This window comes from Shouchella xiaoxiensis, from assembly GCF_016907895.1.
Taxonomy (GTDB): domain Bacteria; phylum Bacillota; class Bacilli; order Bacillales; family Bacillaceae_D; genus Shouchella; species Shouchella xiaoxiensis.
In genome coordinates this window covers 174,526-192,933 of sequence record NZ_JAFBCV010000001.1, presented here as the reverse complement: position 1 = coordinate 192,933, position 18,408 = coordinate 174,526, and the positions used below count along the sequence as shown (strand labels likewise).

Here is an 18,408-nt window from a genome sequence, read left to right as displayed (position 1 = left end):
GATTCAGAAATAATGTCATTGTTCAACCGCTCTGTTTTTTTGAAACAGAGTAAACGGGAGTAGTCTGCACATTTTTAACAATCTTCTACGTGAAGAAAGGCAGAACGTAATCTGCCTTTTTGTTTTTAAAGAGAACTGCTTACGCTACCGGGGAAACAATGTTACGACAATTGATTAAAACCGGAGGAATAGAGAAATGAAAAAAACATTTATTGAACTTGCGCAAAAGCATGGATTAAAACTGGATGAAACGTCACTGACTGTTAATGAATCAGGCGTTGATTTTCAAGTTGCACACGGAAGCGACAGCAACGGCTCTAACTGGATTTTACGCGTCCCACGTAGATCCGAATCAATGCGACACGCTACACAAGAAAAACAGGCATTAGATTTCATAAAAAAACAGGCAAGCTTTGAAGTTCCTGATTGGACAATTTTCTCAGATGATCTAATTGCCTATAAAGAGCTCGGTGGGGCTCCCGCGGCCACAATTGATTTGGAGCAGCAAGGGTATGTCTGGACGTTCGATGAAAACAATGCGCCCGATAGCTACCACCGCTCTCTTGGAAAAGTGCTTGCCGAACTGCATGCGCTAGATCCAAAGCCATTCAAAGACATTGGCGTGGGTTTTCTTACCCCCTATGAGCTGCGAACAACGATGAAAAAGCGCATGGATCGAGTTAAAGAGCGTTATGCGATTAACGCTAAACTCTGGGAACGTTGGCAAACATGGCTTGGTGACGAGTCTTACTGGCCTACTCATGTCGGCGTGACACATGGTGATTTACACCCCGGTCATATCATTACCACACGCGATCATTCTGTCACAGGGCTAATTGACTGGACTGAAGTTGGTGTCGGAGATGTCGGCGTTGATTTCATGTCTCATTACTTGCTCTTTGGAGAAGACGGCCTGACCAAGTTAATTGACGCATACGAACAGGCAGGCGGACAGACATGGCCACGAATGGCTGAACACATTAGTGAACTCTATGCAACGAGCGCACTTACCGTTGCCGAATACGCAGAGGTTTCCGGCTTAAAGGAAATGGAAAAAGCCGCCAAGCAGATGCTTGCAGGAGAAACTAACTAAACGACTTAGAAACGACCACCCTAATTGGGTGGTCGTTTTGTCATTTTCCAACGTGTAGGTAAGAAGCATCAATTTCAATGAAACCGATTTATTCCCTCAAAGAATGTTGATAATCTACTAGTATGAGAGGGGGCGATTTTGCTTGGCTTATACGTATCGTGATATGTATACACGAAAACGATTACTGAATTTATATGTTTTTTTCTCGGTCTCGTTGCTCGCTCGATTTTACTTATTTCCAAATGACGATTCTTTAGCATCGATTGTCGCACAAACAGTATTCGCTACCGCTTTTATGTCTCTGTTTCCCGTTTTTATGAGTGAGAAAGAAGACCAGAGCGAATGAGCGGAGGTTACGTTTGTAAAGGTTTCTTATACTTTTCGTCACATCGATTGAATCTCCCACAGGTCTTTGTTATTCTTATCTCACCTTCCCCCTTGCTGGAAAGGTGATTAGACCCCCGTATGACCCCACGGGAGTCTCATTGTATCCTTTTTGCCCCTGCTTTTTAGCAGGGGCTTTTTTTAATGCCAAAGAATTTCGCATGAAAAAGAAGCCCATCTCTGGACTCCTTCATACTTATTAAATTAATTCTAATTGCAAATTCAACGTTCTGTGAATTGAAGCTCCCCATAACTAGTAGACTATTAAATTAATTATCTTTATGCTGATAAAAGAACTTAACTTATTTGAATTGAATATATGCTAGTTTTTAAATTTAAGGTAGAATAGTAGGTAAGTAAAAATAGGCTCAGAGGTTAAGTGGCACTCTCCTGGAAAGGAGGTGTTGCTAATGTCTACTTATGAAGTGTTAACCCTAATAATAAACGTAGTAATTGGTGCAGTTGCGTCTATCCTCTCATTAATTACTGTTATAATTATGATCATAACACTTCTAAATAACGACTAATAACCCTCTGAGCCTCGAAGCTGAAGGGTTATTAGTGTACGAGTAATACCAAAACACTTAACTCTGATACTTTTTTCACCTGATTGAGGCCGCTAACCTTTAATCAGGTTTTTTATTTTGTCAATTATATTTTACAACAAGAAAAAAACATTGACAACCCCTTTCGTATTTCACACCCTACAGCGGACTCGATTCTTCGACTTCGCCATCGTAATACACATTGTAAAAGCCGACCGTGCCGCTACCTCCGCCTTCAAGTAACTCTTTGCTTTGCGCTTTTAATGAATAAAACGTCTTACCAGATTCATCTTCATGCAACATGCCATCACTGCTAAATAGCAGATCATCATTAGCTAAAACATGTTCAGCGTATAAGATCGCTCGTTCTGGTTGGAAGGATTTCGCTTTGTATTCTTCTAGCAGTACCGTCCATGTCTCTGTACCAACTACGGCGTCCTGCGTTAATCCTTTTTCTCCTTGAAGCGCTTTAAGCTGTTTCGCTGTATCTGCTCCAAATACACCATCTACATCTGTTTCATAGCCAAAGTGTACCAACATCGTCTGGATAAACTCAACTTCGTAACTCTGGCTTCCTTGTGTCACAGTTGGCTGTTCTTCTGGCGCCCAGTTGAGCAACGCATCAAAATCTGCCGGGATCGTCTTGATTGATTCTTGAACCTGTTCACTGGTAGAGGCTGCGTCTGTTACTTGATTCGGAAAAGGTGCAGCTAGTAACGCAACCGCAGGAACTACCGCTAATAATTTCTTCTTCATCATAACTTCCTCCTCATTTTTTGTGAACTATACTCTTGTGGATAGCACGCTCACAAAGAATGAAACCTGTTATTTTGCATAAACACAAAAACGGGCGTTATGTACTATTTTTAAGACAATCGCTTTTTTCTACATTTTTGAAGGCAAGAAGAATGCTGGGTTTTTTATGGAAAGCGAAACGTGCTTAGCAGCATTTGTTTAGAGAGAAGAAATCGGTTCATCTTTTTTTCGGTATCTTAAAAAGCTATAAAAGCCAGCGGCAAGTGTTACTGGTAGACTCATAAAGAGTACGAATATACCTACGACACTATACATAAATCCCTCACCACTATTCCGATTTAGGAGATGGACGTTATGACCGTGTTCCTCGATTTGTTGTTCCAAGTGTACTGCACCTATTTCTTGGCCTTTATTGCTAAATGACGGTGACACAAGTACCATCGCAATCGGAATTAAAAATAAATAAAATATGGTTCGTTTTTTCTTTTTTCTCAAGACTAAATAGGCTGGGAGAAGAATTAACAGACTCAGTGAGAATATAAACAATAACATAAAGCCATATACAATAACTATTTCCATAAACCCTCCATCTATCTTTACCAAAAATCATTACTGTACTTCATTTACCACTGCAACGTACTCAAGAATGACTCGATATCGGCTTGAATCTGCTCTTGATCTTTTCCAAGCGTCATTAAGTGCTTTGATTGAGGATAGTTGTTCACGCTCTTCTGATCAGTCGCCACACGATCAAAGATGTACTCCGCACTGTCTTTGTAGAGCGTTTCATCAAGTTCTCCGTACATGATTTTCATCGGCACATGGATAGTTGAGAGCCCTTCCATTACCTTATTGATGCTTTCTACAAACGCTTCTAACCCATCAAATGGCTGTTTTTCAAGGTCTTTTAATTCAGCTTTGATTTCTTGTTCTGTTTTGCTCTCATATTGTTTATAGGCTTTCGCAAATTTAAAGACGCGATTTTTTAAAGCAGCAAGGTCACGCTTATGAGGTACGGACATTGTCACAACACCGTTAACCTCAAACTCTTGTGCGACGCGTAAGGCGAAAATTCCACCCAACGACACCCCCACAACCGCAATCGATTCATGCCCCTCCTCTTTCAAATGGAGGTATCCTTCTGATACACTTTCCCACCAGTCTTCTGGACCGGTGCCAAACAATTCTTCAGGAGGAAGTCCATGCCCCTTGTAAACCGGGCAGTAACAAGTGTAGCCCTTCTCGTTCAAGAATTTCGCTAACGGCTTCATATCCCGAGTGTGACTGGTAAAGGAGTGAAGTAATAAGACGGCTTTATCTCCACCTTTTAAATAAACCGGTCTTGGCTTTACAATTCTTGCTCGCACCGAAGCACCTGCTTTCAATTAAATTATTGCTCAAAAAGGAAAGAGCTTTTTCCGGTTTAACTTTCGTATAGCTGCTTTTAGTTCTCTCAATTTCCTTAGAATAACACACTAAATTTCGAGCCTCTCCCTATTCTAACGTAAACTTTTTAATCGTTCAGCATCTGCACTCATTTATTTTTTTCGTTATTTTTTAATTGAACAAGTATTTTAATCTGCAGCAAGATTATGACTGGCAGGAGTAAAATGACTGCAGCAAGTATATTGTCACCAAACATAATGATTATAAAGTAGCCAACTAACAAGCTCATCAAAATTTGACCAATTAACCTAATAATCTTATCTGCTTTGTTCATCTTTACTAACCTCCTATAGTTGCTAATTTGAATGACTTTTACCCTTTGTTAAGCCTAATTACACATCTAAACCCTTTTACCAAAAGAAAAAATGCTTTTAAGTTTTGCTCACTCGGGTATGGAATAAAAAGGGAGGATGACAAAATGAGGAAAACAGTGACGGCTGCTGGTCTTCTATCTGCCTCATTTCTGTTCGTTGGCTGTCAAAATGGGCAGGACGAGATGACGGAGGCTCCGGAAACAGCAAACGGACAAACAGGTCCAGCAGATGAAAGTCAGCTAGAGGATGAAAACGAAGCGAATGACGATGAGACTAGCAGCGATGAGGAAACGGACGATGACGTTTCAAGTGGTGATGATTCGACAGATGAAGAAAATGGTGAAAACTCAAATCCGTACAGTGGGACTCAAGTACAATCAAGTTATCTAATTGACACACATCTTGTTGAAGCCGATATGGGCGACACGATCGAATTTTTAACAGCGTTTTCATTTACACGGGATGCAGATCAACAGCATTCGCATGAAGAGAATATTGAGATGTCCTTGATTGATGGTGATCCTTCTGAGCAGAATATCCTTGATTCTTATGCAGACATCTCGCTTGAGTGGCCTGAACTCCACATCTATTTTAATGAAGATGGGAATGAGCTTTCGCTAACATCTGCCGAAATGATGATGTTTTACGACTCGTTGTTTGGCATTAGTGATTTATATGGAATTGAAGAAATTTCATTCTTTAATCCGGATGGGGAAATCGATATTAATGTGGGCGAGCGCTCTGTTAATGAACCTTTTGATGTTGGTGAAGAAAGAGGATTATCACGCGGTTATTATACACTCTATGACGAAGAGCTAGAGCAAACATTGTTTTTATCAGGGGGTGATTTGGAAGAACCAGTCACGAATGAAAGGGAAGAACCTTTTTCTTTTGAAGAGACGTTAGAAACGATGAAGACTGTTGAGCAAGAAGATGCCTTCTACTCCTCAGCGATGGTCGAGGGCATTGAAGTGCTTGGTGCATCGATTCAAAACGGTGTCGCTTCCGTTCAATACACAATGGATGAAGAAATCGTAACAGAAGCAGATCAAATTGTATTCGAAAATGCCATCCAGCTCGCAGCCCTTGATTTTCATGCATGGGAAGTGAAATTACGGAATGATACGACACAGGAAGTCGTTACGTATCATTTGGTTGGTCAATAAGAATATAGCAAATAGGCTCCTTTAAAAGGGTGCGCTATTTGCTTTTTGTTTTGGCTATCTTGTTCTCTCCATTGATTCAACGAGCTCGATCCCGATTGCCAGCGCTCCGAAACTCATTTCTTCTTCAAGTGAATAGAACTTGTAAGTTGCCGTTAACATTTCTTCTAATGTCCAGCCTTCGCTGTCTAACAAGCGAAAATCGATCGCGAGATACATTTCTGAGAAGCTTTTGTAAGATTCCAGTTTCGTAACAGAACATAGAAAAGATTCTTCTTCATCATCTTCTAGTAAGAATCTTATCTGGTCTCCTAATCGAATCTTGTTGACTAAGTCATCATTTAACCTCACTTCAACCGTCTTACCTTTGTTGAGAATGGATCTATATGGAACACTGTATATAGTCAAATCATGTATCATTCGTCTAACTCCGTTTCCAAATGATTGTTTTCTAATTAATCAGCTACTCCTACTCATCAACCTATACACAAATCCAACAATCAAAAAAATCAGCCCGATGATCGCGAAAAAAGCAACGGCCACCAAAAAGCCCATTCCACCCCAAGAGCTTTCATTACCAGTTGGATAATAAATCAAAACAAACAGAAATATCAGTCCACTTAATAATACGGAACTAATGCCAACCCAGAAAGGCGTATTTGATTTCATCATGCATCCCCTCCTTCTTTAATGTGAAGGTCCCATTAAGTTTGGAATAAAGACGTACAAAAACAAGTAATAGCCTAAAGCGCCAACTAAAAAGCCTAAACCAATCACCAGTAACGCCTTTGATTTCGCTTTCATGTTAATCACCTCTCTTATCAGGGTAACATAAGTATGAGCGTCCAGCTGGGAAATGAACCCCAGTTAGCCTAATCGATCGCCGTTCTTCACATTTTGTTCTGGTTGAATTAAAACAACGCCTTGTTCCGAGTACGTACCCATGACGAGCACTTCTGATGTAAAGCCAGCAATTTTCATCGGCGGGAAGTTAACGACTGCCAGAACTTGTTGACCCACAAGCTGCTCAAGCTGATAACAATCGGTTATTTGAGCGCTGCTTTGTTTCACACCTAACTCTTCCCCAAAATCAACCCATAGTTGATAAGCTGGTTTTCTTGCCTTTGGAAAATCCTCTGCTCTAATAATTTCTCCAACCCGCATGTCGAGTTTCTGAAAATCTTCTAAACTTGCCATCGCAAACACCACCAAAAGAAATTGAATGTACATTTACCTTATCATATTGGTAAGACAAAAACCTCTCGCGGATTGTAGCACGAGAGGTGTGACTTTGTTACGGTGTTTTGTTTACTGATGCATCATAGATACCGTCAATGGCTGTTTCAAGCGATTGATTAAATTCATCTTCTGTCTGCTTGGCATTTAAATCTTGGCTTAATGCTCTTGAAAAGCTGGCAATTAAGCCTTTATTGTCCTTCAATTTGCGGTTCGCTTCATCGCGAGAATAACCACCAGAAAGAACGACAACTCGGACCACCCGCTCATGATCTACAAGCTCTTGATAGAGACCTGGATTGCTTGGAATCGTCAGCTTTAATAAGACGCTCTCATCATCCCGAAGTAGATTTAACTGAGTTAACAGCTCTTTCTTTAGAATTTCTTCTGATGCTTCTTTATCGGCGCTATGAATATCCACTTCAGGCTCGATAATTGGTACAAGACCAGCGGCAATAATCCGCTTGCCAATTTCAAACTGCTGCTCGACCACTTGCTGAATCCCGTCTTTGTTTGCCTTTTTGATGACTGAGCGCATCTTTGTCCCAAAAACGTTTCGTTCAGTCGCCCGCTTTAACGTTTCATCCAAATCATCAATGGGCTTCATTAGCTGCACGCCGTTTTTCTCATCGACCAAGCCTTTATCGACTTTTAGAAACGGAACAATCCCCTTCTGATTTGCAAGATAGTCGCTCGTATACTCACCGTCAATTTTCCGGTCCATTGTTTGCTCAAACAGGATCGCGCCAAGAATTTTATCCGAATGAAACGCTGGCGCTTTGATAATCCGCGTCCGCATCTCATGAACTAAATCAAACATTTCTGCATCCGTTGTATAAGCCTCTTTCGTTACACCGTAATCTGCCAACGCTTTAGGCGTGCTGCCTCCACTCTGATCAAGGGCTGCAATAAACCCTTTGCCGTTACGCATTTTTTCCATTTGTTGTTTCTTCATCGTGACATTCTCCCTTTCCATTTTCGTCTCCACTAGCTTGTCCAGTTAATGACATTTTCAGTAAAGACGAAAGAAGTATCTACTTCATTCTGTACCCGGGAATTGTTTCAGTCACACATGAATTAAGAACTTAATAGCTGTGCCACAGCTTTACGAATAACCAAGAAAAGGTCAAGAACAGAAGACGTGCTTTCCACTTGATCAACCCGTTCCTCCCATTCATCGCGTATCACTTTCTGATTATGACTAACAAAATCGCCTTTTTGTGGTTCCTCAAATTCGAATTGAACCCGGAGTGACCGGGTAAACTTAAACTGTGCTGAAGTCATCACTTGGAAATGGATGTGCGGCTCAGATGAGTTACCGCTATTCCCGCATGTAGCAAGGTTCTGTCCTTGCGCAACAGCATCTCCCTCACGCACGACAAACGAGTCGCGCTTAATGTGGGCAATTAAGCTATATTCCTGATTTGCATGCTCAATAACCATGTAATTCCCTAACAGGTCCTTCCCTTTAAAAACGCCTGGGATGTTATCCTTCTTGCCGTTATGTATTTGGACTACTTTGCCGTCAAGCGGAGCGACAACGTCTTGATCAAACGCATAATACTCTTTGTTTTGTAGTCCTTTGTTTCTAAACGAGCTTCTGTTCCGAACTTTAACTAAATCAAAGGCATATCGTTGATTTTCCAGTTCATAGTGGTGATTAATAAACTCATTCGTTCCACCCCAAAACACATACCACTCGCTATTAATCGGCATTTGATAGACATTTTTCGTCTTGTTCTCTTCCAGATCTTCAAGGTTCGAATAGCGCTTAACATAAAGGCTGGCAATCTGACCCTTATCATCAAACGACACGCTAACCGCCATTTCTTTACGATCATCAAGCCAAACAAATTGAGTAATTCCCCGCAAGCTCCTATTTGATTGAAAAAACTGATAGCTATTTACCTGTTCATTAAGCCCCCTACCTAATTCGCTAAACTTCTCCAACGAAACAATCTGCTTAAATGATGCATGTGTTTCCGTGTATATCAGTTCAAATTCCCCGTCAGTCAAAAGCTCAATAAATGTATCCGGCGTTACTTGACGCTCCAATTTAGTAGCCCCCATCTTGTTTTCGTCTTCTACGTTTCTTATCTAGAAAGGTTTCATTACTATTCGTATTATTCGGTTTGTCACTGAGGATACACACTGACAAGTTTTCCAAGCTCTTTAGCTTTGTCGAAACGTGCGATAATCAATTCTAAAGTTTTCTTTATAAATGATTGTTTTTACAAAAAACAGACTTATAGTAAAAGTAGTAGCATTAAAAACGAATGTATCGCAAAGGAGATTATCATGCACAAAATCAGAAAGATTGATTACGTCATCTTTTTTGTTTTAACGTTGTTGTTTTTTTCCTTTCAGTTAATGGCTCCTCTTACGATTGGGGCCGTAATCGGCGTGATCCTCTTTTCTCTCATCAGCGCAGCGTTTTGCGGCACGGTTACGAACTTGATTAGCTTATTATTCGATCGAAGAAAAACATGAGGTGACAACAAATGCTTCTTTATCAATCCATTTTTTATAACTTTTTTAAAACCATTGGCTACCTCCTTATTGCTATAGCTATGTCGATTCTGGTTGGAACGATTTACTCAGCTCTTTTGCTTATGACTAATGGTGCCTTTCTCGGAATCTCTTTCTGGGATCAGGCCTTCATGGCCGGTTATTTTCTGTCTCCACCCTTTATTGTTGGAACCTTAAGTTACCTTGCTTTCCATTCTTTTATGAACCGTGGAAAAGGAAAAAGTCTTATGCTTGCCATTATCTTATCAGTGCTAACAGTAGGAATTTTGTTTTGTTTAGAGAAATAGGAGCTATAAAAAACCACTGCCGAGTGCGGCAGTGGTTTTGTTCCATATAAGAGGACTTGTTCAGACAAACCGACCTTAAGAAATTACGATAAGAATTCCTTCCTGTCCTGATAAAGAAAATAACATCCACATATAAAAACAGCCATTCCAATAACGGAATTCTCATTGAAGAACGGCGTACCTTGAAAAATACGGTACCCTAGCTGTAAGATAACAACTAATAAACCAACAACGATTAGAAATACCGAAGCAAGTCTTGTTAAATTAATCTTTTTCCCCAAAACCTCGATCATTCAATCAACTCCCCTCTCCCGTTAACAACACATAATAATAATTGGCAACTTTTAATGCTCTTTGTAAGTCCAAAACATTTTCCACAGTGTCGTACAATCCAATTCCCGAAAAAATCACGATAAAAATGATGCTTTTTTTAAGAACCTGTTTGTTTTTTAAAAATAAAAACAGTGTAAGACTAGCAATAAATAGTAAGTAAACAACCGAGATGATGAGGGAGGTTTGATTTATGTCAATCTCTCCAACAGCTATTCGAAAAGCGTTGAGGTTGTTCGTATTCGATTGATCTTCAACGAGGATAGATTCCTTGTCTTCAAATCCAATCGTCCATAAATATGTATCTTGCTGCTTTTCAACAGAATACTGGTAACTCCTCGCTTCTTCCTCAGAAATAACAAATGCCGAACTTGCTACTGCGGTTGGTACCAGCATGATAACGCTTAAAAGAATGATAGAAACAAAGATTGTCACCTGACTTTTCAACGTTTAGCTCCTTCTCCCTATTGTTCTCTTTTTTCTACAAATAATAAAATGAAAGTCGCCACTGGACCTACTAACAAAGAAAGCAGAAACCAATTTAGTCCTGTCCTGTTCTTACCCTGTGCTAGTCTTGATACACTTCGTTAACACGTTTCACGCACCGTTCAATTGTTTCTATTTTATTCAAAACGACATCACGATTCATAAATCGACCCACTTTCTTTAATCTTATCCAATACCGGTTTCCGCTCTTCATTTAGTCTGGCGTACATACTTAACGCAGTCATGCGCTGTTGTTGATAAAAGGCTTTGTTTTGAGCATGAAGCAAGATTCCTGTACCGTAAATTTGCGCTTGAAATACGGTCGAAGCGGTACGAATATTGATGAGATCTACCTCACGTTTCAGATGATCGGCAAGCTCTTGCGCGATTAAAAAGAGCTCATAGGCTGACGTAGCTGCGTGTTTTTCGTTTGGATAAAAAGCCAAATCAATATCACTGTCCGGCCGGCTTGTTTCATTCGCCATTGACCCAAACAAGACAATAAACGAGGGATTTAGTTTTTCGCTCAAGAAGGATTCAATGAATTCCATATTTACTTTTTTCACGAGTCACGCACCCTTTTCTTTCTAGTTTAGCGCATTGATCTCTTTAAAACAAAGGCTCTTTCGTTTTTTTCTGGCATTAGACGTGCACGGTTAAGCGTAAGATGAAAAAATGGGGATCCATTGATGAGAGGACGTGAGCAGTTGGATACATTGCAGCATTACTTTGAAACAAATAACGGTCGGCTAATTCATAAATGGATGCACTATTTCGCGATTTATGAACGCCATTTTGAACGATTTGTTGGGCAGGAGGTCAATATTTTAGAGATCGGCGTGTCGCACGGTGGTTCGCTGCAAATGTGGAAGCAGTATTTCGGCGATAAAGCGACGATTGTTGGCATTGATATTGATCCTCGATGTAAATCGTTTGAGGAAGAACAAGTTTCCATTCTCATTGGAGATCAGGGTGATCGAATTTTTTGGCGCACACAGAAATCCGCCCTGCCAACATTTGATATCATTATCGATGATGGCGGACACCATATGCACCAGCAGAAAATTTCCTACGAGGAAATGTTTCCTCTCTTATCAGAACAAGGAGTCTATTTAATTGAAGACATGCATACGAGCTACGAAGCTGAGTTTGGTGGCGGCTACAAGGAACCAAATAGCTTCATTGAATACTCAAAGACATTAATTGATCAGCTAAATGCGTGGTACTCCCGCGATGCCCAATTAGGCGTTAACTCGTTTACTACTTCCACGTGGTCAATGAGCTTTTACGACAGCGTGCTAGTCATTGAAAAACGACCTAAAGAAGCGCCACACGCCGAAAAAACAGGAACTCCCTCTTGGTGAACTATTCAAGTAAATACGTTTAATTGTGCCAGAGCTAGTATCGATTAATCGATACAACTCTGGTTTTTTACACTAAAATTGTATTGACAATGAAAATCATTATCAATATTATAAATCTATACCTCACTTAAGGAGATTAAGATGAAAAAATACATACTGCTCTCGACAATGGGACTCGCCCTGTTATCAGCCTGTTCTGACGATCCGTCTACAACTGAAGGAGAAGAACCCGCTGACTCAGGTCCCGTTACAGTAACCGATCAAGCCGGGAACGAGGTAACGATACCCGAAGATCCTTCTCGTATTGTTGCGTCTTACTTAGAAGATCCACTTGTAACGCTCGGCATTACGCCGGTGCGGCAGTGGTCTGTTTTGGAACGTTCAAGCACGCAAGTTTATTTGGAAGAGCAATTAGCAGGCATTGAACCCATTGATTTTAATTTACCACTTGAAGCGTTAATGGAAGCTGAACCTGACCTTGTCTTCGCTTCTGGTGAAGATTCCATGGCGAGCGGAAGCTATGATCAATACAGCAAAATTGCCCCAACGTACGTCATTGATAACGAAACAAAAGATGATTGGCGGGCAACATTAACACTAATGGGAGAAGTACTCGGTAAAGATACAGAAGCAGAAGCTGCTATTAACGAATATGATGCCCATGTTGCCGAAATAAAGAATCAATTAAATGAAGAGATTGGAGACAGCAAAGTTGCTGCGCTCTGGGTTATTGGTGGAAAGTTTTTCGTTGTTGCACCTGATGTAGCAAGCGGTGCGGTTTTGTTTGAAGATTTAGAGCTGACGCCAGCAAATCTGATTGCCGAGCTACCTGAAAATACGGGCGCTCACTGGAATCCCGTTTCGCTTGAAGCAATCGCTGAACTCGATGCGGACTACTTATTTTTAATTGACAGTGATCCGGAAACAATTGAAAACCTAGAAAACGAATCGATCTGGTCGAACATCCCAGCGGTTGAGCAAGGTCATATTTACAACCGCTCAGGCACGAGCAGCTGGCTCTACAATGGCTATCAAGCCAATACGCAAACGATTGATTCCGTTTACGAAGCGATTATTGGTGAATAAAAACAGGCTTGCTTCTCTCTAGAGAGAAGCAAGCCTTTTCAATTACCAGCCTTCACGGGAACAAAGAGACGTAATATGCGCCAAGTGATGGCGCCCGTGCCAAGCATAGATACCGACATTTTCTTTTAATGTAACCTCTCCTGACTCCGGATGTTGAAAACGACGCTCAAAATCCTCCTGCTTCATGCTTCGTAAGAGATACACCCATCTGCTATGTAACGACGCAATTAATCGTAAAGAGACATCCACCGGCATAGTGGAATCAGGAAGCTGAGCCCATTCTCCTTCTTCGTATGGTTTAATAAGCGGATTGGTTTCCGTTAGCGCTAACTTAAAGCGCGTATAGCTATTCAAATGGCTGTCGGCAAGGTGATGGACCACTTGACGCACCGTCCAGCCCTCGTTTCGATACGCTGTATCAAGTTGCTCATCGTTTAACCCTCTTACTGCTTCTTCAAGTTGAGCTGGCAGCTTTTCGATTTCACCAATCCACTTTTCGACTGTTTTCGTGGAGGGCTCACCTTCAAGTTGAAATGGACCAATTGGATAACGGATATTCATAGTAAAGGCTCCCTATCTATACGTAAATTTAACAACAGTCACCCAAATCCCTCTCTCTCAGTATGCTATCACTAAGAAGCCATACATGAGGTGATTTAGGTGAACAGTAGATCATTATGTGAGCAGTGCGCACAAATCGTTAATGGAACAGCGTCCATCATGCATGGCGTCTGCTCGATTAGCATTCCACGACAGCTAACGGCAACAATTCAAGGACGCCCGACAAAGGGTGCCATTCATGCGGGCATTACGTTTGAATCGATTGATGCCCAAGGCAATGCACTTAACCTAGGTGAATTTGTCGTAACAGAAAAGGAACTGCATCCGTTTACGCAAGCGCTAATGCAACAAGGCATCCTCATTAGTGCCATCCACAATCACTGGATTTTTTCTGAGCCAAATTTGCTCTACGTTCATTTTCAAGCGGTTGAGCCGCCCATTCAGTTTGCCCAGAAGGCGGCGAATGCCTTGCATACGATTCAATTCTAGATTCTAGCTGCTTTCTAGTTAACAATTGCTAGAAAGCAGCGGAATTAATAACTCACAGCGATTCATCCTGAGCAGAGCCTCCGTATACCGTTCCACAATTGGGCGTTGGGCTACAACAAAAGGCGCTTTAGTCATTTAAATAAACCTCTTCCTTTTCTCCTAGCGGTTGCACAAATCTTAATAAATAGCCATCAGGGTCCATCACTAAAAATTCTTTCTGTCCGATGGAACGTTCACCAGCCCGATACCAGTTCTCCTGTATTTCTACCTTTATCGGATATTTATTTAATAGTAGAGTTCGATAAATCTCCTCAATAGAGTCAACCGCCATCTGAAAATTAATTCCTCGGCCGAATGGATACGCCAACTCTGCCGTTTGCCAGTGCCCGTTTATTTGTTCAAGCATCAGCTGAGAGCCTTGCAGCGAGACCATCGCAAATAGGTCTTCCTTTCGTTCGTACTCGATGTTAAATGAAAGAAGGTTGAGATAGAAATTCAGGCTCTTGCTTAGATTTGCGACTGATAGTTCTGGGATAAGGGAATTTGACTTGAACATGTTCGGTCCTCCATTTGTTGATTAAAAAGTAACATATAATGCATTAGTTTCATTTTAAAATTTTCCCAATATCTTTCTAAATGTTGGGAAATACAAAAAATTCGACATATTCTTTTGTAAATATGGTAAAGTTATCCTGGTTGGTAAAAAATAGATGCAAGGTGGGTGATTTTTTGAATGACAAATTCTCTTCATCAGAAGTTGGAGCAAAGATAGTCCAGTGGTATAGTTGCATCTTATCAAATTCTTATAAGGAAGCTACGCTTCTGAAGAACGAAGTACAGCAAATGCTAAAAAGAATGGAAGAAGACGACAAAATGTTAGCTTATTACTCTTTGGTAGAATATAGGCACAATAACATTCTTGATAAGAGTAGCAAAACTGAACCCCTGGAAGACCAGTTTAAATTTGTTGAGACTGAATTGGATCATTACTTAAAGTATCTCTACTACTTTGTCAGTGGTCAAGATGAGTTTAACAATCAAAAATTTAGGACTTCTATAAAAATGTTCCGCAAAGCCGAGAGATTATTAGAACATGTTAAAGATGATGCGGAAGAGGCAGATTTTTTAGGTTACATGGGTTATGCATACTACCGTATTGATCAATATTTACTTGCTTTATCCTATCTTGAGCAGGCAGAAACAGCATTTAGACGTTTAGGAGTTATTAATAATGCTGTTAACAATAAACAAGTTATTGGTGCTATCTATGTAGAATTAAGGCAATATGAGAAGGGTGAACGAATTTTACAAGAGTGCTTAAATGAGAGCACACACTCGCTAATGACGGGCGTAATACTAAGAGCTATTGGTTTAAGTAAATTTGCCCAGGCTGATTATAAATCAGCTACAACCTATTTCTATGAGTCTCTAGAGATTGATGAGCATCGTAATTCATATTATGGGATGTGTACACTAACTGAGCTATCTCATGCACAATTTAAACTTAATATCAATGAAGAAGCAAATATAACTTTTAGGAAAGCAAAAGCAAGCGTCCAATATTTTGACGACTTTGAGTTCAAAACAAGATGCAAATATATTGAAGGATTATACATAGAAAACAACTTCAGTATGGTGGATGAGGCAATTGATGAGTTATATGAAGCGCGTTTATTCTTTGAAGTTTGTGAACTTGCTGAAGAATTAATTGAAATATTCGATAAAAAAGGCGATAATGAAAAGGTAATAAAATATTTAAAAATTGCTTATCAAGCAAAATTAAATCCTGAGACGATTGGAGATGGTCAAGAATGAAGAAATACTTGATTGCTTTAATAACGATTACTTTATTAACAGCGACACCGATCTCATTTGATTTAAGTGGAAGTGATGAACCATCTATTGAAACTAGAAGTAAAACTGGCTACGTATAATAAATCAATATTTATTGTTTCAGAACTGACGAATTATTGCACCTATTATTAGATTCCTATCAGAATAAGTACGCTCCAAAATGTAAAATTGTCTGAAGTATGTAAACTAAAACCAGAAACGATTGGAGATGGTCAAGGATGAAGAAGTATTTGTTTGCACTTATTGCGATTACTTTGTTAGCTGTGACACCGATCTCAACGGAAATGCATGCAGATTTAAATGACAATTCAATCCTTGAAACAAAAAGTAAAACAGACTACGGATGAGAATAATTTCTTTCATATCTCAAAACTCAAACAATCTTGAGTTTTGAGATTTTTTTCGGTAATTATTTATTCATTGCGTAAAACAAGAAGGTCTATACTGAAACAGCCTTCCTTCTTATGACAGCTTCAATCATTTAATTTTAGATCTCTTTTCATTATTTCCAGTGCTACAACATCAGCCATCATTAAATAATCATTCATATAAGCCGTATTAATCTTCTTTTCAAGCTTTCGAATATGCTGTTGGCTTATACCTGTCTTCAAAGCCAATTCTGCCCTAGTAATACCTAATTCTTTTCTCCTTGCCATCATGACTTCAATCATGTGCTGCTTCTCATTATCACTTAATCCATTCACATCTCCACCTCCAAGGTTTTACAACTTAAACTTGAAGTAACGGTCTTTCTCGTAATCTCTCACTATTAATTCTACATATCTATCCTTGATTAAGCAAACTCCTATTCGTTGGTCATCCCTAAACCCACGATTGTAAATTATAAAAGTGGCTAAAAAAGCCGTTGAGAGAATTATTCCGCGTTATCTCTCATTCAACCAAACACCCGTTACATGGTCATCCATGGTCCACACCGTGAGCTCCCGTGCATTGTCACGATCAATGTATACAATCGCATCACCTAATCCCATCTCACGGTACGTGTAATAGTGATCGCCATAGACATCAATCACTTTTTCAACTGGATCATCGATTTCAATTCCAGAGCTAGTCGAAAACCCTCGGCCTATTGAGATGGATACGATTTCACCTGACTCATTCGTTTTCACATAATGGCTTCCTTCTACTAAGTAGCCGTAACCACCTTGCTGATCACTCTTTTTATAGTTTCCAAAAGAAGCAAACTCAGCCTCGTCAAGCTGTTCATTTAAATGGAATGGTCCAATAGACTCTTCGCTTAAGTCAGTTGATGACGTTAAAAACGGATAAGCTGGGTAGAAAAAAATAGCGGCTACGATCAGAATACCGAGGATAGGAATTAATGCTACAATCATTCTTTTTCTTGTCATAAAAACACCTCCACGTTTTAAAAAGACTCTCTTAACATTTTATCGATAAACGATAAATTTCACAAGAGATCTTTTATTTGTGAAAGCTTCTACTAAGTAAAGATCAAACTACATCCCCTCTAAATTAGCTCTAGCATTTCCATTCCCTTTTTTTGAATTATATAACTTTCATCCTAATCGTTTACAATTTTAATGAGCGGGAAGACAAGAAGTAATCACAGATTGCGAGGGATTCCAACATGAAAAAGATTTTATTTACTTCTATTCTTAGTTCTACCGTTCTTCTCACAGCATGCGGTTCAGACGATGCCAACGGAGACGCGGACAGCAATGATCAAGAAACAGCTACAGAAGAGAACGCAACTGAAGAAAATGAAAGCGATACGAATGGCGAAAACTCAATGACGGGTGAAGATGTTTTAAACGAGGCGATTGCCCTTTATGATGATGTTACTAGTTTGTACGTTGTTCGCGAAGGTACGCTTGATCAAAACATCAGCATGCCGGATGATGAAGAAGCTGGTGATGCTGAAATTGAAATGAACATCACCGAAACACAGCTACAAGTGATTCAAGATGGCGATTTTTATCAGAGAAATGAAAACTCTATCACGTCCATTGTAAATGAAGAAGGTCAAGACCCAGAAGAGCAAAATATGGGTACAACGATTTCTTTTACTGACGCAGAAGACCCCAATTACCTTATTTCTTATGATGAAGGCGATACGGAAGCGATTCGATATGAAGGTCCAGACATCAGCGACTTCTCGTTCTCTGAGTACGCTTATCCATATGAACAAATGCTTGAAAATGGCGAAGTTGAATTTCTTGGAGAAGAAGAAATTAATGGGTTTCAAACCTATCACATCTCCGTTGAAGAAGATGGCGAGGTAACGGAGCTTTGGTTTGATACAGAAACATTCTTTGAAATTCAAAGCACGTTAAACTCTGAATCCGAGAGCCAAGATGGTGAATTCCAAACAGAAGGTGGCGGCATGAACACCGTCGTTGAATATGAATTAAACATCGAGCCGGATCTATCCCAATTCCAAGCCCCTGATGATATTGAGGTTGTTGATGGAAGTATGGAAGACACAATTGGCTAGAACGTCGAA

28 protein-coding genes are annotated in these 18,408 nt (G+C 40.0%); 12 read left to right on the top strand and 16 right to left on the bottom strand.

The window, feature by feature from the left end:
• The first annotated feature begins 196 nt into the window (after positions 1-196).
• Together JOC54_RS00980 and JOC54_RS00975 are read left to right on the top strand one after the other, a co-directional pair.
• Positions 197-1,093 carry a macrolide 2'-phosphotransferase gene (locus JOC54_RS00980; protein ID WP_204463732.1) on the top strand — a complete coding sequence of 299 codons (897 nt, stop codon included), beginning with the start codon at positions 197-199 and terminating at the stop codon, positions 1,091-1,093.
• Positions 1,094-1,235: 142 nt separating this feature from the next.
• Positions 1,236-1,439: a hypothetical protein gene (locus JOC54_RS00975; protein WP_204463730.1), complete on the top strand. Its 204-nt coding sequence runs from the start codon at positions 1,236-1,238 to the stop codon at positions 1,437-1,439.
• 742 nt (positions 1,440-2,181) lie between these two features.
• On the opposite strand, the gene JOC54_RS00970 is transcribed toward JOC54_RS00975, so the two are convergent.
• From JOC54_RS00970 to JOC54_RS00955, 4 genes are all read right to left on the bottom strand, one after another.
• The gene (locus JOC54_RS00970) at positions 2,182-2,778 is read right to left on the bottom strand and encodes a peptidoglycan-binding domain-containing protein (protein ID WP_035417449.1); all 597 of its coding nucleotides are present in this window, start codon (positions 2,776-2,778) and stop codon (positions 2,182-2,184) included.
• 198 nt (positions 2,779-2,976) lie between these two features.
• Entirely contained in the window at positions 2,977-3,357 is a 381-nt protein-coding gene (locus JOC54_RS00965) for a hypothetical protein (protein ID WP_204463728.1), read from the bottom strand.
• Between the two features lie 44 nt (positions 3,358-3,401).
• A complete protein-coding gene (locus JOC54_RS00960; RefSeq protein WP_367617745.1) occupies positions 3,402-4,145 on the bottom strand; it encodes an alpha/beta hydrolase in 744 nt (247 codons plus the stop codon).
• 167 nt (positions 4,146-4,312) lie between these two features.
• The gene (locus JOC54_RS00955; RefSeq protein WP_054793448.1) at positions 4,313-4,498 is read right to left on the bottom strand and encodes a hypothetical protein; all 186 of its coding nucleotides are present in this window, start codon (positions 4,496-4,498) and stop codon (positions 4,313-4,315) included.
• Between the two features lie 144 nt (positions 4,499-4,642).
• On the opposite strand from JOC54_RS00955, the gene JOC54_RS00950 reads away from it, so the two are divergent.
• Positions 4,643-5,704 (top strand): hypothetical protein, encoded by a 1,062-nt coding sequence (locus JOC54_RS00950; protein ID WP_204463726.1) that lies wholly within the window; start codon positions 4,643-4,645, stop codon positions 5,702-5,704.
• A 54-nt stretch (positions 5,705-5,758) separates the two neighbouring features.
• Here JOC54_RS00950 and JOC54_RS00945 read toward each other — a convergent pair whose 3' ends face one another.
• From JOC54_RS00945 to JOC54_RS00925, 5 genes are all read right to left on the bottom strand, one after another.
• Complete coding sequence (locus JOC54_RS00945; RefSeq protein WP_204463725.1) at positions 5,759-6,121, bottom strand: ASCH domain-containing protein; 363 nt, start codon at positions 6,119-6,121, stop codon at positions 5,759-5,761.
• A gap of 39 nt (positions 6,122-6,160) precedes the next feature.
• Positions 6,161-6,373 (bottom strand): hypothetical protein, encoded by a 213-nt coding sequence (locus JOC54_RS00940; RefSeq protein ID WP_054793445.1) that lies wholly within the window; start codon positions 6,371-6,373, stop codon positions 6,161-6,163.
• A gap of 195 nt (positions 6,374-6,568) precedes the next feature.
• Positions 6,569-6,898: a tRNA-binding protein gene (locus tag JOC54_RS00935; RefSeq protein ID WP_204463723.1), complete on the bottom strand. Its 330-nt coding sequence runs from the start codon at positions 6,896-6,898 to the stop codon at positions 6,569-6,571.
• A 97-nt stretch (positions 6,899-6,995) separates the two neighbouring features.
• A complete protein-coding gene (locus JOC54_RS00930; RefSeq protein WP_204463721.1) occupies positions 6,996-7,892 on the bottom strand; it encodes a fructose bisphosphate aldolase in 897 nt (298 codons plus the stop codon).
• A 122-nt stretch (positions 7,893-8,014) separates the two neighbouring features.
• On the bottom strand, positions 8,015-8,992 hold the full coding sequence (locus JOC54_RS00925; protein WP_204463719.1) for a M23 family metallopeptidase: 978 nt from the start codon (positions 8,990-8,992) through the stop codon (positions 8,015-8,017).
• Between the two features lie 243 nt (positions 8,993-9,235).
• On the opposite strand from JOC54_RS00925, the gene JOC54_RS00920 reads away from it, so the two are divergent.
• A complete protein-coding gene (locus tag JOC54_RS00920; protein ID WP_204463717.1) occupies positions 9,236-9,427 on the top strand; it encodes a hypothetical protein in 192 nt (63 codons plus the stop codon).
• Positions 9,428-9,438: 11 nt separating this feature from the next.
• Positions 9,439-9,753: a hypothetical protein gene (locus tag JOC54_RS00915; RefSeq protein WP_204463715.1), complete on the top strand. Its 315-nt coding sequence runs from the start codon at positions 9,439-9,441 to the stop codon at positions 9,751-9,753.
• An 83-nt stretch (positions 9,754-9,836) separates the two neighbouring features.
• On the opposite strand, the gene JOC54_RS00910 is transcribed toward JOC54_RS00915, so the two are convergent.
• From JOC54_RS00910 to mntA, 3 genes are all read right to left on the bottom strand, one after another.
• Positions 9,837-10,046: a hypothetical protein gene (locus tag JOC54_RS00910; RefSeq protein WP_204463713.1), complete on the bottom strand. Its 210-nt coding sequence runs from the start codon at positions 10,044-10,046 to the stop codon at positions 9,837-9,839.
• A 4-nt stretch (positions 10,047-10,050) separates the two neighbouring features.
• The gene (locus JOC54_RS00905; RefSeq protein ID WP_204463711.1) at positions 10,051-10,530 is read right to left on the bottom strand and encodes a hypothetical protein; all 480 of its coding nucleotides are present in this window, start codon (positions 10,528-10,530) and stop codon (positions 10,051-10,053) included.
• Positions 10,531-10,721: 191 nt separating this feature from the next.
• On the bottom strand, positions 10,722-11,135 hold the full coding sequence (gene mntA / locus JOC54_RS00900; protein WP_367617744.1) for a type VII toxin-antitoxin system MntA family adenylyltransferase antitoxin: 414 nt from the start codon (positions 11,133-11,135) through the stop codon (positions 10,722-10,724).
• Between the two features lie 123 nt (positions 11,136-11,258).
• On the opposite strand from mntA, the gene JOC54_RS00895 reads away from it, so the two are divergent.
• Together JOC54_RS00895 and JOC54_RS00890 are read left to right on the top strand one after the other, a co-directional pair.
• Positions 11,259-11,933 (top strand): class I SAM-dependent methyltransferase, encoded by a 675-nt coding sequence (locus JOC54_RS00895; RefSeq protein WP_204463709.1) that lies wholly within the window; start codon positions 11,259-11,261, stop codon positions 11,931-11,933.
• Between the two features lie 141 nt (positions 11,934-12,074).
• Positions 12,075-13,019, top strand: a complete 945-nt coding sequence (locus JOC54_RS00890; protein WP_204463707.1) for an ABC transporter substrate-binding protein — start codon at positions 12,075-12,077, stop codon at positions 13,017-13,019.
• Between the two features lie 42 nt (positions 13,020-13,061).
• On the opposite strand, the gene JOC54_RS00885 is transcribed toward JOC54_RS00890, so the two are convergent.
• Entirely contained in the window at positions 13,062-13,580 is a 519-nt protein-coding gene (locus JOC54_RS00885; RefSeq protein WP_204463705.1) for a YfiT family bacillithiol transferase, read from the bottom strand.
• Between the two features lie 99 nt (positions 13,581-13,679).
• Between JOC54_RS00885 and JOC54_RS00880 the strand changes: the two genes are divergently transcribed.
• Positions 13,680-14,069: a DUF1259 domain-containing protein gene (locus JOC54_RS00880; RefSeq protein WP_204463699.1), complete on the top strand. Its 390-nt coding sequence runs from the start codon at positions 13,680-13,682 to the stop codon at positions 14,067-14,069.
• 127 nt (positions 14,070-14,196) lie between these two features.
• Here the strand turns inward: JOC54_RS00880 and JOC54_RS00875 are convergent, their stop codons facing one another.
• Positions 14,197-14,625, bottom strand: coding sequence for a bleomycin resistance protein (locus JOC54_RS00875; RefSeq protein WP_204463698.1), 429 nt, complete (start codon positions 14,623-14,625; stop codon positions 14,197-14,199).
• A gap of 173 nt (positions 14,626-14,798) precedes the next feature.
• On the opposite strand from JOC54_RS00875, the gene JOC54_RS00870 reads away from it, so the two are divergent.
• From JOC54_RS00870 to JOC54_RS23065, 3 genes are all read left to right on the top strand, one after another.
• Entirely contained in the window at positions 14,799-15,884 is a 1,086-nt protein-coding gene (locus JOC54_RS00870) for a response regulator aspartate phosphatase (protein WP_204463697.1), read from the top strand.
• The gene (locus tag JOC54_RS23070) at positions 15,881-16,003 is read left to right on the top strand and encodes a hypothetical protein (protein ID WP_275582659.1); all 123 of its coding nucleotides are present in this window, start codon (positions 15,881-15,883) and stop codon (positions 16,001-16,003) included. The genes JOC54_RS00870 and JOC54_RS23070 overlap by 4 nt, the downstream gene beginning before the upstream one ends.
• A 138-nt stretch (positions 16,004-16,141) precedes the next feature.
• Positions 16,142-16,270, top strand: coding sequence for a hypothetical protein (locus tag JOC54_RS23065; RefSeq protein WP_275582658.1), 129 nt, complete (start codon positions 16,142-16,144; stop codon positions 16,268-16,270).
• A gap of 126 nt (positions 16,271-16,396) precedes the next feature.
• Here the strand turns inward: JOC54_RS23065 and JOC54_RS00865 are convergent, their stop codons facing one another.
• Positions 16,397-16,627, bottom strand: a complete 231-nt coding sequence (locus JOC54_RS00865) for a helix-turn-helix domain-containing protein (RefSeq protein WP_035417275.1) — start codon at positions 16,625-16,627, stop codon at positions 16,397-16,399.
• A gap of 180 nt (positions 16,628-16,807) precedes the next feature.
• Positions 16,808-17,293: a hypothetical protein gene (locus JOC54_RS00860; RefSeq protein WP_204463696.1), complete on the bottom strand. Its 486-nt coding sequence runs from the start codon at positions 17,291-17,293 to the stop codon at positions 16,808-16,810.
• Between the two features lie 239 nt (positions 17,294-17,532).
• On the opposite strand from JOC54_RS00860, the gene JOC54_RS00855 reads away from it, so the two are divergent.
• Entirely contained in the window at positions 17,533-18,399 is an 867-nt protein-coding gene (locus JOC54_RS00855; RefSeq protein WP_204463694.1) for a DUF4412 domain-containing protein, read from the top strand.
• The last annotated feature ends 9 nt before the right edge of the window (positions 18,400-18,408 follow it).

What these genes read in the sequence shown, in the direction of transcription:
- JOC54_RS00950 (WP_204463726.1), top strand. Translation starts at nt 4,643, where the DNA reads ATGAGGAAAACAGTGACGGCTGCTGGTCTTCTATCTGCCTCATTTCTG.
- JOC54_RS23065 (WP_275582658.1), top strand. Translation starts at nt 16,142, where the DNA reads ATGAAGAAGTATTTGTTTGCACTTATTGCGATTACTTTGTTAGCTGTG.
- JOC54_RS00965 (WP_204463728.1), bottom strand. Translation starts at nt 3,357, where the DNA reads ATGGAAATAGTTATTGTATATGGCTTTATGTTATTGTTTATATTCTCA.
- JOC54_RS00875 (WP_204463698.1), bottom strand. Translation starts at nt 14,625, where the DNA reads ATGTTCAAGTCAAATTCCCTTATCCCAGAACTATCAGTCGCAAATCTA.
- JOC54_RS00955 (WP_054793448.1), bottom strand. Translation starts at nt 4,498, where the DNA reads ATGAACAAAGCAGATAAGATTATTAGGTTAATTGGTCAAATTTTGATG.
- JOC54_RS00940 (WP_054793445.1), bottom strand. Translation starts at nt 6,373, where the DNA reads ATGATGAAATCAAATACGCCTTTCTGGGTTGGCATTAGTTCCGTATTA.
- JOC54_RS00935 (WP_204463723.1), bottom strand. Translation starts at nt 6,898, where the DNA reads ATGGCAAGTTTAGAAGATTTTCAGAAACTCGACATGCGGGTTGGAGAA.
- JOC54_RS00930 (WP_204463721.1), bottom strand. Translation starts at nt 7,892, where the DNA reads ATGAAGAAACAACAAATGGAAAAAATGCGTAACGGCAAAGGGTTTATT.
- JOC54_RS00885 (WP_204463705.1), bottom strand. Translation starts at nt 13,580, where the DNA reads ATGAATATCCGTTATCCAATTGGTCCATTTCAACTTGAAGGTGAGCCC.
- JOC54_RS00860 (WP_204463696.1), bottom strand. Translation starts at nt 17,293, where the DNA reads ATGACAAGAAAAAGAATGATTGTAGCATTAATTCCTATCCTCGGTATT.
- JOC54_RS23070 (WP_275582659.1), top strand. Translation starts at nt 15,881, where the DNA reads ATGAAGAAATACTTGATTGCTTTAATAACGATTACTTTATTAACAGCG.
- JOC54_RS00920 (WP_204463717.1), top strand. Translation starts at nt 9,236, where the DNA reads ATGCACAAAATCAGAAAGATTGATTACGTCATCTTTTTTGTTTTAACG.
- JOC54_RS00890 (WP_204463707.1), top strand. Translation starts at nt 12,075, where the DNA reads ATGAAAAAATACATACTGCTCTCGACAATGGGACTCGCCCTGTTATCA.
- JOC54_RS00855 (WP_204463694.1), top strand. Translation starts at nt 17,533, where the DNA reads ATGAAAAAGATTTTATTTACTTCTATTCTTAGTTCTACCGTTCTTCTC.
- JOC54_RS00980 (WP_204463732.1), top strand. Translation starts at nt 197, where the DNA reads ATGAAAAAAACATTTATTGAACTTGCGCAAAAGCATGGATTAAAACTG.
- JOC54_RS00970 (WP_035417449.1), bottom strand. Translation starts at nt 2,778, where the DNA reads ATGAAGAAGAAATTATTAGCGGTAGTTCCTGCGGTTGCGTTACTAGCT.
- JOC54_RS00910 (WP_204463713.1), bottom strand. Translation starts at nt 10,046, where the DNA reads ATGATCGAGGTTTTGGGGAAAAAGATTAATTTAACAAGACTTGCTTCG.
- JOC54_RS00915 (WP_204463715.1), top strand. Translation starts at nt 9,439, where the DNA reads ATGCTTCTTTATCAATCCATTTTTTATAACTTTTTTAAAACCATTGGC.
- JOC54_RS00895 (WP_204463709.1), top strand. Translation starts at nt 11,259, where the DNA reads ATGAGAGGACGTGAGCAGTTGGATACATTGCAGCATTACTTTGAAACA.
- JOC54_RS00945 (WP_204463725.1), bottom strand. Translation starts at nt 6,121, where the DNA reads ATGATACATGATTTGACTATATACAGTGTTCCATATAGATCCATTCTC.